This is a genomic window from Rugamonas sp. FW305-51 (genome assembly GCF_058786935.1).
Genome location: NZ_JBYSZG010000042.1, coordinates 1 through 15,815, shown reverse-complemented (window position 1 = coordinate 15,815; position 15,815 = coordinate 1). Strand labels below are relative to the sequence as shown.

Below are 15,815 nucleotides of genomic sequence, written 5' to 3'. Positions count from 1 at the left end.
ACCTGGACCATTGTCCGTTCTGCGCCACCCATGCGGCGCGCCGCTGCCGGCCATCCCGTCCATCCTCTCTTTCAGCCGCCATGCAAAACGCCACCCTGCAAGCTTCGCCCGGCTTCGGCCTGGGCCTGCGTCCCGCCCACTACGTGGACCTGATCGGCACCCGCGCCGCCAGCACGGGTGTGGACTGGTTCGAAATCCTGTCCGAGAACTACATGGTCCCCGGTGGCAAGCCGCTGGCCATGCTGGAGCGCATACGCTGCGACTATCCGGTCGTGATGCATGGCGTGTCGCTGTCGGTGGGCACGCCGCAAGGGCCGTCGGACGACTACCTGCGCGCGCTCAAGGCCCTGGTGGAGCGGGTGCAGCCGCTGTGGGTGTCGGACCACCTGTGCTGGACCGGCGTGCATGGCACGAACATGCACGACCTCTATCCGCTGCCCTACACGGAGGAAGCGGTGGCCGCCGTGGTGCGCAATGTGCGCCGCGTGCAGGACTACCTGGGGCGGCCCATCCTGCTCGAGAACGTGTCGAGTTACCTGTCGTTCGAGGCCGACACGCTGCAGGAATGGGAGTTCGTGGCCGCCGTGGCGGAACAGTCGGACAGCCTGATCCTGCTGGACGTGAACAACGTCTACGTCAGCAGCGTCAATCACGGCTTCGATCCGCGCGCCTACCTGCGCGCGCTGCCGGCGCGGCGCGTGCAGCAGATCCACCTGGCCGGCCACAGCGAGCAGGCCGGCTGCATCATCGACACCCACGACCAGCCGGTGGCCGATCCCGTGTGGGCGCTGTACGCGGATGCGCTGCGCCGCTTCGGCCCCGTGGCCACCATGATAGAGCGCGACGACAATATCCCGCCGCTGCCGGAACTGGCGGCTGAACTCCAGCGCGCGCGCCAGCTGGCCGGCGCCGTGCTGGCCGAAGCGGAGGCCGCATGAACGGGCTCGCTGATATCCAGTGCGCGTTCCAGGATTACGTGCTGGGCCAGGGCGGCGCGCAGCCGGCCATTGCCAGCGCGGTGCGCAGCCAGTACGGGCTGGGCGCGCAGCAGCGGCTGGCGATCTACTACAACGCCTATCGCATCCGTATGCGCGAGGCATTGTGCGAGGCGTACGACAAAACCTGGACTTACCTGGGCGACGAATTGTTTGCGCAGCTGGCCGATAGCTACCTGGCGGCCCACCCGTCGCGGCAGCCCAACCTGCGCTGGTACGGCGACCGGTTTGCCGACCATGTGGCGCAGGCCTTGCCGGAATACCCGTGGGTGGCGGAGCTGGCCCGCTTCGAGTGGACGCTGGGCCTGGCGTTCGACGCGGCCGATGCCACACCGCTGGCGGCGGCCGACCTGGCGTCGCTGGCGCCGCAGGCGTGGGCCGGGCTGGCGCTGGACTGGCACCCGTCCGTGCGGCTGCTGCCGCTGCGCTGGAATGCGGTGGCGTTGTGGCAGGCGCTGGGGGCGCAGCAGACGCCGCCCGATGCGACATCGTCCGAGGTCCCCATGACGTGGCTGGTGTGGCGCCGCGGCGAGCAGCCCCATTTCCGGTCGCTGGGCGAGGGCGAGGCCGACGCTCTGGCGCGCATCGGCGGCGGCGCCACCTTCGGCGCCGTGTGCGAGCAGCACGGCGCGCAGGACAGCGACGGCGGCAGCGAGGCCGCCGTGCCGGTGCTGGCCGGTTATCTGCAGCAATGGCTGGCGCAGGGCGTGCTGACGTGGCGCGGCGCCGCCGCCTGCGCGCCGGCCGTTACAGCTTGATGATAAAGCGCGTGTTGTAGGTGTAGCGCATGGCGCAGGGTTTGCCGCCGCAGCGGGCCGGCTTGAACTTGCTGAGCATGAGCACGTTGGCTGCAAACTTGCCCATTTCCGGATCGGGCGCCTGCAGTATGGTGGCGCTGACGGGCTTGCCGTCGCTGTCGATCAGCACGTTCAGCCGGAGTTCGCCCTTGTACTTCATCTTGGCCAGTATTTCCGAGAACGCCTTGGCGATCGGTTCCGGCCCCTTGAGCGGATAGGGCGGTTCGTCGCCTTCCAGCAGGATCTTGTACGGTTGCTTGACCAGTTGCTGTTGTTCCGGCGTCAGCTGTTCGTAGCTGAGGTTGGGCGGTACGTCGAAGCCGTACGCCGCGTTGTGCCGGATGTGGGTGCCCGTTTCCGGCTGCTCCTGCCGTATGCCGTAGCTTGGCTTGTCGGGGGGGGGGCCGGCGGCGCCGCCCGCGGTTGTGGGCGGAATTCGCGCGCCGCCTGTTCGCCGTTCGGATAGGTGATCACGCCCTTGCCGCTGAATTCGCCGTTGGCCCAGCCGCCTTCATAGGTGCCGCCCACCGCGAACGTCATCTTGCCCTGGCCATGGGGCCGGTTGTCGCGCCAGCCGCCGCGGTAGACGTCGCCTTCGACGCTGGTGAAGTCGACGTCGCCCACCGGCACGCCGCGCTGGAAGGTGGCAGAGAGCTTGTTGCCGCGTGTGTTGGTATAGACGCCTGCGCCTTCCAGCTCGCCGTCCTTGAAATTGCCCTGCAGCGTGGCGTCGTTCTCCAGCAGGAGGAAGCCGGGACCGTTGGGCACGCCCTGCACCAGCACTCCCTCGTAGCCGCCGCGCGGACGGCTATTGACGGACCAGTTCAGCACACCCATGCCATCGGCATAGCCATCCTTGCAGCCGCCGGTCCAGCTCGCCCGCTCGTTCTCGATGGGATGGGGGTTGGCGATCAGGCAGTCGGGATTGCCCAGGTAGCTCGTGCCGGCGCTGGCGTTGGCCGCCAGCAGCAATGACGTCAGAGTCAGCATCAGGCGCATGACCACACTCCATAAATAGTAATTTGTTAATGTTACCATTTTGTTCTGGCCGTGGGCAACTTGCGGTAGCGATGCCTCGTTGATCGCGCCGCCGCTCCGGCATACCATGGAGCGATATTCCGCTACCGGCAGACCGGCATGAGATCATTCTTCCCCAGGCAGGCCAGGCGCGCCATGCCGGCACTGGCGCTGCTGGCGCTGCTGGCCGGCGCGGCCGCCGCGCAGGCGACCACACCGGCACCCACGCAGGCACCCACACCCACACCGGCATCCACGCAGGCGCTCACGCAGGAGCAGGTGGCGGCGCACGCGGGCGGCGTGTATGCCACGCGGGTCGCCGCGCTCGACGAAGCGGGCCGGCTCGATGCCGGCGCCGCCTTTGCCGGCCGCGTGCGGCGCGTGGCGGCCGGCCTGATCGCACAGGCTGCGCGCGATTACCCGGAGACGGCGGCCTGGCAGTGGGAAGTGCATACCACCGCCGAACCGGAGCAGGATGCCGACTGCATGGCCGGCGGCAAGATGCTCGTCAGCCAGGCCTACGTGGAGCGGCTCGAACTGAGCGACGCGGAACTGGCCATGCTGCTGGCGCACGAGATCGCCCACGCGGCGCTGCGCCACAATCTGAAGGAGCTGGAACTGGCGCTGGCGCTGGAACCGGCGCGGGCCGCCCAGCCGTTCGAAGCGCTGGTGCAGGCGGTCGACAACGATGCGGCGCTGATGGCCAGGCTGGCGCCGCTGAACCTGGCGCAGGAAGCGGAGGCCGACCGCGCCGGCTTGCTGCTGGCGGCGCGCGCCGGCTGGCCCGCCGGGCGGCTGGCCGGCTACTACCACAAGATGATGCGGGCCAGCGGACGGCCCTATTTCGACAGCGACAGCCATCCGGCGCCGGCCAGCCGCTGGCAGGCGGCGCGCGCGCTGGCGGCTGTCCTGGCGGACCCCGGCGGCCGCTAGGCGCTAGCGGTAGCGCGCCAGTATCCGCTCCACGCTGCCGTCATCGACCAGCGCATCGATCGCGCGGCTGATGTCCTGGAACGGGATGCGCGACCTGCGCGAAAACGCGCACTGCGCCTTGAAGGTGGAGAAAACGAGGTCGGGCCGCAGCCGCAGCGTCTTGTCGTTGCGGGTCAGGTAGGCCATGGTGGACTGGACCAGGATGGTGTACTGCACGTCGCCCGCCATCAGCCGGCGCAGGTTCTTGTCCATGTTGGGCGATTCGGTGCGGAAGAAGCGGCTGCCCAGTACCTGCTCCACGCGCGGATAGCGGTAGCCGGTCACGGTGCCAATGGGACGGTCGCGCAGATCGGCCAGCGAGCGGATAGGCGGGGCGCCGTCGCGCGCCACCACCAGTTCCGCATCCGGTATCAGCGGGCGGCTCCACTGGTAGTCGCCGTCGATCCAGTGCGGCAGCACATAGCAGATGCCGTCGGCGCGGCCTTCGGTGAGGGTGGGCGTCACGCCGTCCACGTCCACGTTCAGGTAGCTGGCCCGCCGTCCCAGCCGCTGGGCCAGGGCGTCGCCCAGGTCTTTCAGGATGCCGCCGCTGAGCTGGCCGTCGCGGAACTGCACCAGCGGCATGGTCAGGTCGGTGGGGGCAATCATGACCAGTTCGCCCGGCGCGGCCAGCGCGGCGCGGCAAACAGTCAGCATGGCAAGGATGCACAGGAATCGCCGGAGCATGGGCGGTTCGCCTCCGCAGGATGTTGTAGGGGGGCGGATCGCTTACTGATGGCCGCAAGCGAGCAGCATGGCCATTCTACGACAGGATGCTGGCGGGAGCAGCGGCCCGGCGTCAATTTCACGCCACAGGCCGTCCTAGAGCCGGCGCTCTAATCGCGGAGGCTGGCCTTTAACTTTTCGCAAACTGTGCCAGAATGACCATCAAGCAATTCATGTAGAGCATCAGCCCACACCGTGTTTTCACTCGCAATGTTTGCGCAGTTTGCACTCTCCGCCACGGCGGTCCGCCACCATGCGGCCAGCCCGTGCGCCATGAACGGCAACGTTCATCCATGCACCCCATTCCGCTTCTCCGCATCGCCGGGCCCGTTCGCGCCGCCGCGTCCGTCGCGCCCGCCGCGTCATTAGCCGCGCCCGCCCCGCGCGCCGGGAAGCCATCCGTATCCCCAGCCTTACCCACAACCGAAAGACCTGTATGTCCAGTCTGTTTGCTAGCAGCGATCTGTTGTCCATCCTGGGCTTCGCCGCCCTGTCCGTCGTCGCCTTGCTGCTGTTTCTCAAGCTGTCGGGCGCCGTCAAGTACATACCGAACGACCGCATCGGCGTGGTGGAGAAATTGTGGAGTTCGTCCGGCTCCGTGCAGAACGGCCTGCTGGCGCTGGATGGCGAGGCCGGCCTGCAGCCCGACCTGCGCCGCGGTGGCTTCCACTTCTTCCCGCCATTCCAGTACCGGGTGCACATCCACCCCATGGTGTCGGTAACCCAGGGCACCATCGCCTACGTGTTCGCGCGTGACGGCGTGGACCTGCCGGCCGGGCAGACCCTGGCCGACAACGCCGCCATCGGCGACTTCCGCGATGTGCGCGCCTTCCTGCGCAACGGCGGCCAGAAAGGCCCGCAGCGCATGGTGCTGCGCGAAGGCACCCATATCATCAACCCGGCCCTGTTCGTCGTGATGACGGAGGAGGCCACCTATTCCATGTCGCTCGACGTGCTGGAGAAGGCGTACTACGAACAGATGCGCGGCGTGCTCGATGAGCGCAGCGGCTTCCACCCCGTCGTCATCAAGGAAGTGACGGGCTCGCACGACTCCGACCAGCTGGCCGTGGTGACGGTGCAGGACGGCCCCGGCCTGCTCAAGGACGAGCTGCTGGCGCCGGACGTGGGCGACGGCCACAACGCGTTCCAGGAACCGGAAAAATTCCTGGCCGCGGGCGGGCGCCGCGGCCGCCAGGAACGGGTGCTGGTGGAAGGCACCTACTTCATCAACCGCCTGTTCGCGACGGTGGAATTTATCAAGAAGACCGTGATCCCGGTCGGCTACGTGGGCGTGGTGGTGTCGTACACGGGGCGCAAGGGCGCCGACCTGTCGGGCACCGAATACAGCCACGGCGAACTGGTGGAAAGCGGCTGCCGCGGCGTGTGGCGCGATGCGCTCATGCCGGGCAAATACGCCTTCAACACCTACGCCGGCAAGATCGAGCTGGTGCCGACCACGAACTTCGTGCTGATGTGGAAGTCCGGCGAGAGCGGTTCCAGCTTCGACAAGAACCTGCGCGAGATCACGCTCATCACCAAGGATGCGTTCGAGCCGCAGCTGCCGCTGTCGGTGGTGGTGCACATTGACTACCGCAAGGCGCCGATGGTGGTGCAGCGCTTCGGCAACGTGGCGCAGCTGGTGGAGCAGACGCTGGACCCGATGGTGTCGTCCTACTTCAAGAACGTCTCGCAGACCAAGACCTTCATTGAACTGATCCAGTCGCGCAGCGAGCTGCAGACCAACGCTTCGATGGACATGAAGCAGCGCTTCCAGGCCTATTCGCTGGAATTCCAGGAAGTGCTGATCGGGACGCCCAAGCCGCAGGAAGGCGACAGCAAGATCGAGAACATCATGAACCAGCTGCGCGACCGCCAGATCGCGCGCGAGCAGGTGGAAACCTTCGCCCAGAAGCAGATCGCGGCCGACAAAGAGCGCGAGCTGAACGAGGCCGAGCAGCGCGCCTCCAAGCAGAAGGAGCTGACGGCCTCGCTGGTGGACATTTCGATCAAGGAGAACCAGGGTTCGGCCAGCGTGAAGGCGGCCGAGAAGCGGCGCCAGGAGATCGAAGCGCTGGCCCAGGCCGACAAGTTCCGCCAGGAGATGGAAGGCCAGGGCCGGGCCTCGGCCATCCGCTCGGTGGGCGAGGCGGAAGCGTCGGCCATCCAGGCCAAGTCGGAGGCGATGCAGGGCGAGGGCGCCGACAAGCAGCTGATGCAGACCGTGATGCTGCGCCTGGCCGAAGCGTTCGAAACGGCCAAGGTGCCGCTGGTGCCGCAGATCCAGCTGGGCGGCGCCGACGGCGGCAATGCCTTCGGCACCTTGCTGGGGTTGATGAGCGCGATCAAGGCGGGGGAATTGGCGGGTGGCCCGGCGCGCAAGGAGTGAGGGGCAGGGCCAGTCATTAACCTGGCCCGCTTCGGGTGCAGCCTGTCTTGGTGGGAGGTCGGGGCGCTAGCCGGCCAAGCTGTCGCGCAATGCCGCGCACACGTCGGGCCAGGGGATGCGCTCCTGTTCCAGCCGCAGGTTCTGGCCCCAGGCCTGGCTTTTCAGCGCCTGGTACACGGCCTGTTCCCGCGCATTGAGCAGGTCGAGCTGGCCGGCGCCGTGCTGGCTGCCTTCGCTGCCCCACAGGCGCGGATAGCGCCGCAGCGTCGTCTCGTCCATCAGCATGGATTCCAGTTGCGGCAGGTGGCAGCGGGCCCGGTGCAGGATGGCGTAGCCGTGGGTGTCGATGTCGCCCCAGTAGATGCCGCGCGCGGCGCGCAGCCACGGCAACTTGCCCAGCACGTCCACGCCGTAACCGAGGCCGATGAAGGCGACCGCGCCGGGCAGGTCGGGCAGGGCCAGGCCGCTTTGCAGGTTTTCCACGACCAACACCGTCGATACGGGCAAGTCCAGCGCGGCCAGTTCCTCGACGGGGGCGCAGATGTCGCCCACGCCCCGCATGAGCGTGCGCAGCGCGGGATCAAGGATGCGCATCCGCGCCGTGGCGGGCGGCCGGCGCAGCCCGCACAGGGCGAGAAAATCGCTGCCGCTGCCACCACCTCCGCCACCGCCACCTCCGCCGCCGACATTGCCGTCGTCGCCGCCATTGCCATTGCCCGCGCCGCAATTGCACGCGCCGACATCGTCATCGGCGCCAGTCGCCGGCAGCAGGCAGGCGACCAGCGCACCGAGCATCCCCTTGCGCGTCTCCATCCATTTCGTGTCCACGCCCGCTACGGGAATCTGGCGCGGATACAGGCCGGAGGCGGGATGGGCGGCCAGCCATTCGAGCACCAGTTGCAGACGCTCGTAGTCGTCCTCGTCGTAATCCGCCAGCATGGTGAAACAGGACGGCAGGCGCGGCGCCAGTTGCGGCCAGCGCTGCGTCAGCTGGCGCTGACGCTGGCCGGCCCGCGTCCAGCGGTCCAGTTCACCGAGCAAGGCCGCCGCCTCGTGCGGCCCCTCCAGCGTCAGACTCTCCGGCAGCGATTGCGTGCCCAGCACGCGCCAGCGCCGCTCCGTCCAGCGCAGCGTGCCCGCGCCGCGCCAGGCGCGCCAGGCCGACGCCCAGTGGCGCACCGCGTCCACCTGGCGCAGCGCGGCCGGCTCCGTCGGGATGCCGAGCGGGATGGTCCAGGGCCAGTCGCGTTGCTTGCCCACGCCGGTATCCGATCCGGTGCCGGCGCCCATGCCCGTCACACCGTCAAGGCGCACGCCAGTGTTGGCGCCGATGTGCGCGTCCGCGCCGACGCCTGTGGTCGAGTCGAGGTCCACACCGAAGGCCGCGTCCTCGCCTGTTTCGGCCTTCGCGCAGGCAGCCGCGCCACAGCCCGCGTCTGGGCTCTGCGTCGTGCCTGCATCGGCGCTCAGCCAGTCGCGGTGCCGGCTGTCGTAGCGGCGCGCCACCAGCTGGCGGACGTCATCGGGCAGCTTCATCGCCCGCTCCGCTGTGCACATGCTCGGGCAGGCGCAGCCGCCGTTGCTGGTCGTCATATTCGATCAGCAGCACGCCGGAGGCGCGCCGGTCGCGGATGTCGACGAAACAGGCGCCGCCGATGAACGGCTCCAGCGTCATGACGGATTTGAGCGGCGTGGCCACGATCATCTGGAAGCCGAAGTTGGCGAAGATGTTCATGGCCAGCGCCGTGAATTCGTTGTCGGCCTTGTCGAACGCCTCGTCCAGCACCACCGGCGCGTACATGGGCAGGCCATGTTCGCTGCCGCCCAACTGGTAGCGCAGGGCGGCCGCCAGCACGGTGGTGGCCAGCTTCTGGCGCTGGCCGCCGGACTTGCCGGCGCCGCTCTCGTGCACTTCCTGTTCCTCGCCCTGCTCGTCGTATTCCTTGCCGATGAATTCCACGTGCAGCCGCACGTCGAGCACGGCCTCGCGCCAGCGGCGCTGTTCCGGCTCCTGGCTGGCCAGGCGCGTCACCAGCCGCCGCAGTTCGATGAACCTGGCCTCGGCCTGCTCCGCGTCGTCGTTCCAGCTGTGGCCCAGCGCCTGCAGCACGTCCTGCTTGAACTGGCGCACCTCCGGCAGCTGCCGGTCCTTGGGCTGGATCTGCAGATACGTGGTGCGCTCCAGGCTCTGGTTGAACGGCACCTGGCGCAGGCTGTCGTTGACCAGCTCCATGCGCGACAGGATGGCCTTGCGCGCGTCGCTCAGGTAGGAGTTGAGCGCGGCCAGGTTCTGGTTGCTCTGGTTCTGCAGCAGCTCGAAGAAGCGCCGTTCGTGGGCCGGCAGGCCGTCCGTCTCCAGGCGCGCCAGCTTGCCGAAGAAGTCCGGGGCCGCGGCCAGCGTCGCATCGAGCCCGTCGGCCTCCGCCTTCCATTGCCCGATGAAGCTGGTGAACTGGGCCTCGATGAATTTTTCGCAGTCGGCCATGTCGCGGCTCAGGGTGGCGACATCTTCCGTCAGCGCCTTGCCGACGGCGCGGTCGGCGCCGTCCACGTCCTTCAGCGCGACCTTGCCGGGCAGGCGGCCGTAACGTTCGTCCAGGCCGGCGCGCTGGTGCGGCGTGAGGGGGATGATGGACGCATCCTGCTGCAATTCCGCCAGCTGGGCCTCGTGGCCGGCCACCTCCCTCTCGCAGGTGCGCAGGGCCACGGTCTGGTCCTCCAGCGCCTTCCTGGCCTGCTGCACGAGGTCGCGCTGCTGGCGCAGGCGCTGGTCGATGTCCTGCAGCGTGGCGTTGCCGTCGCGGATGGTGGCCAGCTGGCGCTCGATGGCGGCCACGCGCTCGGCCAGCGGCAGCGCATCCACCTCCTGCCACTGCAGGTTGACCAGCGTCTGGCAGGCTAGCAGGCGCACGGCGCGCTGCGTGATCTGCTTGCGCAGGGCTGCCAGTTGGGCGTCCAGCCCTTGTTCCTGCTCGCGCAGCGCCGCTTCATCGCGCTCGTACAGTGCCAGCTTTTCGCGGTTGTCGAAGCCCAGCACCCAGTTGTGGCGGGCATCGACGCTGCTGCGGTCGTCCTTTTCGTGGCGCGACTTGCTGTGCTTGACCTGGCCCTCGCGCGTGAGGGCGCGCTCGGGCGCGGCGCGGAAGGCCTTCATTGAGTCCACGCATTCGTAGTCGAAGCGCTGGCGCAGTTCGGCCTGCAACCAGGGCGCGAAGGCGCCGTCCTTCACATTGAGCTTGGTCACCAGCGAATGGGCGCGCAGGGGCCGGCCCGGTGCCTGTTCCGCGCGGCCAGTGCGGTAGTAGACCAGTTTGCGTCCCAGGTTATGGTCGTTGACGTGGCCGGCCAGCGCCGCGTAGTGGTCCTCGTCCACCAGCATGGACAGGGCGAAGCCGTGCAGCACGCGTTCGACGGCACCGCGCCATGGCGCCTCGTCCGGACGCACTTCGATCAGTTCGCCCACGAAGGGCAAGGTCTGTTCGGCCACGCCGATGGCGGCGGCCAGCTGGCGCCGCAGTTCCAGCATGGGCGCCGGGATGCTGGAAGGCTGGCGCCGCAGCGACTGCACTTCCTGGGCGATGGCCTCGCGCGCGCGGCGCGCGTCCGTGCCGGCCCGGTCCAGTTCCAGCAGGCGGTCCTGGCTGCGGTCGTCGCCCTGCCAGTCCTCGATCTCCTGGCGGGCCTGGCCGATCAGGCGGGCGAAGCCTTCCGGCGAGCCGATGAAGTCCCAACCGAGGCCGCCGCACGCATCGACGGCCTGCTTGCGCTTGCGCATCCGCTCCGCCTTCTGGCCGTCGAGTAGGCGCAGCTCGCCCTCCAGCCGTTCGATCTGGTCGCCGCCGGCGTCGCGCCGCTGCTGTTCCAGGTCGCGCAACAGGGCATCGCGGTTTTCCAGCACGCCGTTGTGGTGCCTGACGCGGCCCGCCAGACCGTCCGCCTCCACCCGCAGCGCCGCCACCCGCTCGCCCAGCAGTGCCATGCGCAGCTGCTCGCGGTAGCTGTGCATGCCGGCCCGCAGTTCCTCCAGTTCGCCGCGCCGCAGCTGCAGCGATTGCAGCTGCTGGTGGCGGGCCCGTGCCGGTGCCAGCGTCTGCACCTGCTGGCGCGCCGTCACCACGGCCTGGTGCGCCGCGCTCAATTCGCCGAATTCGGCCACCAGCCGGTCGGCCACCTCGAACGTTTCCGGCTTGTCGAGCATGAAGTCGCGCAGGAAGGTGTTCAGGTCGCCCACGTTCTTGGCCGACTGGGTCTTGTGCAGCAGGCGCAGCGCCATTTCGCTGTCGATGCCGAGCAGGCGGCAGAAGCGCTCGCAGTAGGGACGGAACTCGTCGCGGATGTGGGCGTCGGGCAGCGACTGTTTGAGCTTGCGCACGTCGAAATTGCTGCCGCTGAAGTGGTCGATTTCGCGCAGGTCGAACGGCCGCTCCAGGATCAGGAACAGGCGCTTGACGTCCGTGTTGGCGTTGCTGTTACCGCGCAACCAGAACAGCTGCACCAGCACCACCTCCTGGCCGTTGCCGTTGCGGTAGCTGAGGGCGATGGCGGACCAGGTGGTGCCGTCGCGCAGGTAGCGGGTGGCCGTCTCGCCGGAACCGCTGTCGCTTTGCGCGGACCAGGCGCCGCGCACGTAGCTGACCAGGTTGCGGTCACGGCCGGCGCGGTCGGCCTCGCGCGCGGCGGCGTTGAAGTCGATCCAGCGCGGCGGCACCAGCAGCGCGGAAAACGCGTCCAGCAGGGTGGACTTGCCGGCGCCGGAGCGGCCCACGATCAGAAAACCCTTCTCGCTGATGGCGATGTCGTGCAGGCCGCCGAAAGTGCCCCAGTTGTACACCTGCAGCCGGGCCATGCGGAACTGCTGGCGCAGCAGGTGGGGGCTGTGCGGCGCGTTCATGCGTCTTCCTCGTCATCTTCGCCGGGCTGGCGTTCCAGCTCCGGCGCCTCGCCGGCCGCCATGCGTTCGTACAGTTCGGTGAGGCTACGGATTTCCTCGGCCGAGAACAGCAGCTTGAGGGTGGGCGAGATCTCGAAGCGGTCTTCGCTGCCCCGGATCTTTTGCAGGATGTTGTGCTTCTTGACCTTTTCCACCGAGGCGTGGATACGCTTGGTGAAGCCGGCGCGGTCGGTACTGGCGACCCGTTCATACAGCACCAGGTTCTCCACGATCTCGTCGCGCGCGATCACGGCCCGTTCGCCGTGCGACTCGGCCTGGGTCAGGCGCTGGCGCAGGAACAGCAGCAGCACCGAGTCGATGAAGGTGAGCTGGGCGCGCCGCAGCAGTATCGGCACTTCCAGGTCGCCGGCGTCCACCTGTCGCGTGAAGGCGACCTGCATGTCGCGGTCGATCACCAGTTCCAGGAACAGCTCGCACAGGCGGCGCCGCAACACGGCCTCGTCGCGCAGCAGCACGGGCCACAGTTTGGCGTGGCGGCGTCCGTCCAACGAGGGACCGGACAACAGCTGCACCAGCACGCGCCGGGTGTCGAGCGGCAGCTCGCCGCTGTCGTTGAGGAACAGGGCCGTGGACGGGGGCGCGGCGTCGGCCGGCGGCGCCTCGTGTGCTGCTTCAGGCCAGTTCATCGGCGCGTTCCTTCATGAAGTAGATGACGGGGATGCTGGCCCGGCGCGCCACATCGTCGCCGCCGATCCAGCCCACCGATTCGCTGGCCGTGCCCGGCATGCCGTGGCGGCTGCCCAGGGCCAGCAGGCCAAGCACGCTGCCCAGGCCCTGCTCGGCCGGGAAGGCGGCCAGCACGTCGCCCACGGTCGCCTGCGAGCGCTGGGCCAGCACGGCGCGCACGTGCGCCTTCAGGCTGCGGAAGTCGATCTCGGACTGGGCCACCAGCGCGCTGATGGTCGCCAGGTCGATGGGGGCGCCGTCGCCGTCGGCCATGCGGGCCGGCAGCGCCTGCAGGGCCGGGTCGTGCAGCAGCCATTGCGACAGCGAACCCAGTTTGCTGCTGGTCAGTTCCAGCGTGTAGTGCAGGGCGTCGGTGGCCTTGACCTCGTCCTTCAGGGCCAGCGCGGCGCGCTGGGCGTCGCGCAGCAGCTGGTTCAGGCGGCGCTGCTCCATGAATTCGCGGCTCTGCACGAAGTGCTTGAGGCTGCGGGCGAACGATTGCAGCACCTCGTGCACCATGCCGCCCTGTTCCAGCAGGGTGCGTGTGAGCTGCAGCAGGAAGCGCCGTTCCGACGACGCGAGCGCGGTGACGAAGGGGCGCGTCATCAGCTGGTCCAGCGCCTCCTCCAGTGTGGACGACTGCACCGGGTCCGTCAGCAGGCGCCAGAAGGCGGAGAAGGTGCGGCCCGCGTCGCTGTCGGCGATCAGGTCGATGCCGGCGAACAGGGCGTCGAGCACCTGGCCGCGGTTGCCGTCGTAGTCCATCACGCGCTCGCGCAGTTCGCGATTGAGCTGCTCGAAGCGCTCGCGCACGCGGCGGAAGTCGCCGGCCAGGTTGTCGGCCAGGGCGATGATCTCGCGCGTGCGCTCGAGCGCCACCGTGTCGGGCAGCACCTGGACGGTGCCCTGTTCGATGGCGGCGATCTCGCGCGCGATGCGCTCCTGCTCCGCGCGCAGCCGGGCGACCCGGCGCGCCTTGTCGCCGTCGGTGTCGTCCGACAGGCGGGCCAGCGCACTGATGACCAGGCTGAGGCGGCTCTCCGTGGCCGCGCTGTGGGGCTGGACCAGGCCGGAGATGAAGCGGATGGCCTCGATGGTGGACATGGCCAGCTCGTACTCTTCCTCGCGCGAACCGGTCGGAAAGCGGCGCTCCAGGTAGCCGTCGGCCAGCCAGTCGGCCACGTACTGCTGGGCAGTTTGCGGCCACAGTTCGCCCAGGTTGCGCAGGCGTTCCAGTTCGCGCTCGATGCGCTCGTGGAAGATGGAGGCGGGCAGGCTGCGCTCGTCCTGGTACAGATGGGTTTCCAGCAGGGCCAGCACGGTGGGGCCGTTGCCGGACGCCAGCAGACGCCACAGCGGCAAGGTGCGCATGCGGCGGTAGACGGCGAGGGCTTTGTCGGCTTTCATGGGGCGTATTTTAAGGCAGAACCCCCTGTGCCGGTGCCGGCAGCAGGCGCGCCTGGCCCGCGAACAGGGCGAACGCAGCTGCCATTTGACGGCCGTGGTGGCGCGGGCGGATGCGATCTGGTGCGGCCTGACACAGCGGTTGTCGGCCCACGGCAAGCTGCCAGTCTGGCTGGCGCTGCTGCGTAAGGCGGGATTGATGTAGCGCTGGAGCGCTTGCTAATACAAGTGGCAATCTATGCCAAAGCAGCTCAAATCACCATTGAGATAACCAAGTAGGTTATAATTGACATGGAAAAAGGCACCCCTCACCACAGACTGTCAGTTGTGAAAGCATTGATTTCGGCCGGTAAGGTCGGGGCGACCGCCAGTGCCTACAGTGGCGCTCGTGCTTTTGGGATCACCGACTTAGCCGGAATGTGCGCCGTGGTCGCATCGCTGACGCCCGCCGATTTCTACAAGAGTATGACGACTCGCGCCGATCACCGCATCTGGCAGGACGTGTACCACGCCAAGACCGCCAGTTGTGCTGATGTGTACGTGAAGCTGACCGTTATCGATGGCGTACTGATTGTTTCTTTCAAGGAGCTTTGACCATGAAATGCCCATGCTGTGGGGCGGCCCAATTGGTCCATGACACCCGCGATCTACCCTACATTTATAAGGGCGAAACCACGACCGTTCCGGCAGTGACGGGAGATTTTTGTCCGGCCTGTGGCGAGGTGATCCTGGACCGCGAGCATGGCGACCGCTACAGTGAATTGCTGGGGCAGTTCCAGCGCCAGGTGAATGCAGGCTACGTCGATCCGGCTTACATCGCCAAGGTACGCAAGCTGCTCGACCTCGATCAGCGCCAGGCGGCTGAAATTTTCGGCGGAGGCGTCAATGCGTTCTCCCGCTATGAAAACGGCAAGACCAAACCACCGCTTGCCCTGGTGAAGCTGCTCAGGGTGCTTGAGCGTCATCCCGATCTGCTGGACGAGGTGAAATCTGCCTGAGGCGCTGTTGTTCCCGTCGCAGTGCCATGACACGGGAGTCCGGCGGCGCAGTCGGAAACCGGTACTGGCGAATTGAACTGCACTGCATTCTTGCTCCACATCAAATAGCCGCCCCAGCATCAATGCCAGCATGACCACTCCCCCCAACCGGAGTGGCACATGAAGCAACTGATGCCGCATTACGAGGCCGAGCTGGCGCTGCTGCGCCGCCACATGCGCGCCTTTGCCGAACGCTTTCCCGCCATCGCCGACAAGCTGCAGCTAGCCGGCGACACCTGCAAGGACCCCCACGTCGAACGGCTGATCCAGGGCACGGCGCTGCTGGCCGCCCGCGTCTCCAAGCGGCTGGACGACGACTTTCCCAAGTTCACCGCCACGCTGCTGGAGATGCTGTACCCGCACTACCTGCGCAGCTTTCCCTCGTGCTCGATCGTGCAGTTCGACTTCCGCCGGCACGGCAATGAACTGCCCGGCACGGTCGGCACCATCCGCCGCGGCACCGTCCTCAAGTCGGCCGCCGGGCAGGACGTCAAATGCCGCTTCAGCACCACCAGCGACGTGCTGCTGGCGCCCTGCGCGCTGAGCGGCGCCCGCTTCCACGGCACGCTGGCCGCACCGCCCGAAGTGCGGCTGGATGCGGATGTCAGCACGGCCATCGCCATCACCATCGACAGTACCGGCAGCGCCTCCCTGGACCGGCTGGCCCTGCCCAGGCTGCGCCTGTTCCTCGACGGCGATCCCATGTTCTGCGCGGCCCTGCGCGACGCGCTGTTCATGCGCACCGCCAGCGCCTACCTGGCGTGGCCTGGCCAGCTGCAATGGCACAAGCTGGGCCCGGCGCCCGTGGCCCCGGCCGGCTTTGCGCCGGACGAAGCGCTGATCCCCCTAGGCCCCCGCTCCCAC

General features: G+C 68.0%; 14 protein-coding genes. 7 read left to right on the top strand and 7 right to left on the bottom strand.

Translation table 11 applies throughout. The annotated features are described in order from the left end of the window. Positions 1-80: 80 nt before the first annotated feature. Entirely contained in the window at positions 81-938 is an 858-nt protein-coding gene (gene bufB, locus AC3WOS_RS22670; RefSeq protein WP_492718835.1) for an MNIO family bufferin maturase, read from the top strand. Beyond that, the gene (locus AC3WOS_RS22665) at positions 935-1,753 is read left to right on the top strand and encodes an HvfC/BufC N-terminal domain-containing protein (protein ID WP_492718772.1); all 819 of its coding nucleotides are present in this window, start codon (positions 935-937) and stop codon (positions 1,751-1,753) included. The genes bufB and AC3WOS_RS22665 overlap by 4 nt, the downstream gene beginning before the upstream one ends. Here AC3WOS_RS22665 and AC3WOS_RS22660 read toward each other — a convergent pair. Beyond that, positions 1,743-1,985, bottom strand: a complete 243-nt coding sequence (locus AC3WOS_RS22660; RefSeq protein WP_492718834.1) for an energy transducer TonB — start codon at positions 1,983-1,985, stop codon at positions 1,743-1,745. The genes AC3WOS_RS22665 and AC3WOS_RS22660 overlap by 11 nt on opposite strands. Before the next feature lie 89 nt (positions 1,986-2,074). Continuing rightward, the gene (locus AC3WOS_RS22655; RefSeq protein ID WP_492718770.1) at positions 2,075-2,791 is read right to left on the bottom strand and encodes an MORN repeat-containing protein; all 717 of its coding nucleotides are present in this window, start codon (positions 2,789-2,791) and stop codon (positions 2,075-2,077) included. Between the two features lie 138 nt (positions 2,792-2,929). Here AC3WOS_RS22655 and AC3WOS_RS22650 point away from each other — a divergent pair, with 138 nt between their 5' ends. Beyond that, on the top strand, positions 2,930-3,742 hold the full coding sequence (locus AC3WOS_RS22650; protein ID WP_492718768.1) for a M48 family metalloprotease: 813 nt from the start codon (positions 2,930-2,932) through the stop codon (positions 3,740-3,742). Between the two features lie 3 nt (positions 3,743-3,745). Here the strand turns inward: AC3WOS_RS22650 and AC3WOS_RS22645 are convergent, their stop codons facing one another. Further along, positions 3,746-4,468, bottom strand: coding sequence for a substrate-binding periplasmic protein (locus AC3WOS_RS22645; RefSeq protein ID WP_492718766.1), 723 nt, complete (start codon positions 4,466-4,468; stop codon positions 3,746-3,748). Between the two features lie 475 nt (positions 4,469-4,943). On the opposite strand from AC3WOS_RS22645, the gene AC3WOS_RS22640 reads away from it, so the two are divergent. Further along, a complete protein-coding gene (locus tag AC3WOS_RS22640; RefSeq protein ID WP_492718764.1) occupies positions 4,944-6,893 on the top strand; it encodes an SPFH domain-containing protein in 1,950 nt (649 codons plus the stop codon). Positions 6,894-6,959: 66 nt separating this feature from the next. Here AC3WOS_RS22640 and AC3WOS_RS22635 read toward each other — a convergent pair whose 3' ends face one another. The 4 genes from AC3WOS_RS22635 to AC3WOS_RS22620 are packed head-to-tail and all read right to left on the bottom strand — an operon-like array spanning position 6,960 to position 13,917. After that, positions 6,960-8,429 (bottom strand): Wadjet anti-phage system protein JetD domain-containing protein, encoded by a 1,470-nt coding sequence (locus AC3WOS_RS22635; protein WP_492718762.1) that lies wholly within the window; start codon positions 8,427-8,429, stop codon positions 6,960-6,962. Further along, the gene (locus tag AC3WOS_RS22630; protein WP_492718760.1) at positions 8,413-11,784 is read right to left on the bottom strand and encodes an ATP-binding protein; all 3,372 of its coding nucleotides are present in this window, start codon (positions 11,782-11,784) and stop codon (positions 8,413-8,415) included. The genes AC3WOS_RS22635 and AC3WOS_RS22630 overlap by 17 nt, the downstream gene beginning before the upstream one ends. Further along, on the bottom strand, positions 11,781-12,470 hold the full coding sequence (locus AC3WOS_RS22625; RefSeq protein WP_492718758.1) for a DUF4194 domain-containing protein: 690 nt from the start codon (positions 12,468-12,470) through the stop codon (positions 11,781-11,783). The genes AC3WOS_RS22630 and AC3WOS_RS22625 overlap by 4 nt, the downstream gene beginning before the upstream one ends. Continuing rightward, entirely contained in the window at positions 12,457-13,917 is a 1,461-nt protein-coding gene (locus AC3WOS_RS22620; RefSeq protein WP_492718756.1) for a DUF3375 domain-containing protein, read from the bottom strand. Before AC3WOS_RS22620 ends, AC3WOS_RS22625 begins: the two co-directional genes overlap by 14 nt. Before the next feature lie 288 nt (positions 13,918-14,205). On the opposite strand from AC3WOS_RS22620, the gene AC3WOS_RS22615 reads away from it, so the two are divergent. The 3 genes from AC3WOS_RS22615 to AC3WOS_RS22605 all read left to right on the top strand — a co-directional run. Further along, positions 14,206-14,508, top strand: coding sequence for a type II toxin-antitoxin system MqsR family toxin (locus tag AC3WOS_RS22615; RefSeq protein WP_492718754.1), 303 nt, complete (start codon positions 14,206-14,208; stop codon positions 14,506-14,508). Positions 14,509-14,510: 2 nt separating this feature from the next. Continuing rightward, positions 14,511-14,912, top strand: coding sequence for a type II toxin-antitoxin system MqsA family antitoxin (locus tag AC3WOS_RS22610; RefSeq protein WP_492718752.1), 402 nt, complete (start codon positions 14,511-14,513; stop codon positions 14,910-14,912). A gap of 159 nt (positions 14,913-15,071) precedes the next feature. Then, on the top strand, positions 15,072-15,815 hold a 744-nt coding region (locus AC3WOS_RS22605), incomplete at its 3' end, for a type VI secretion system baseplate subunit TssF (RefSeq protein ID WP_492718750.1).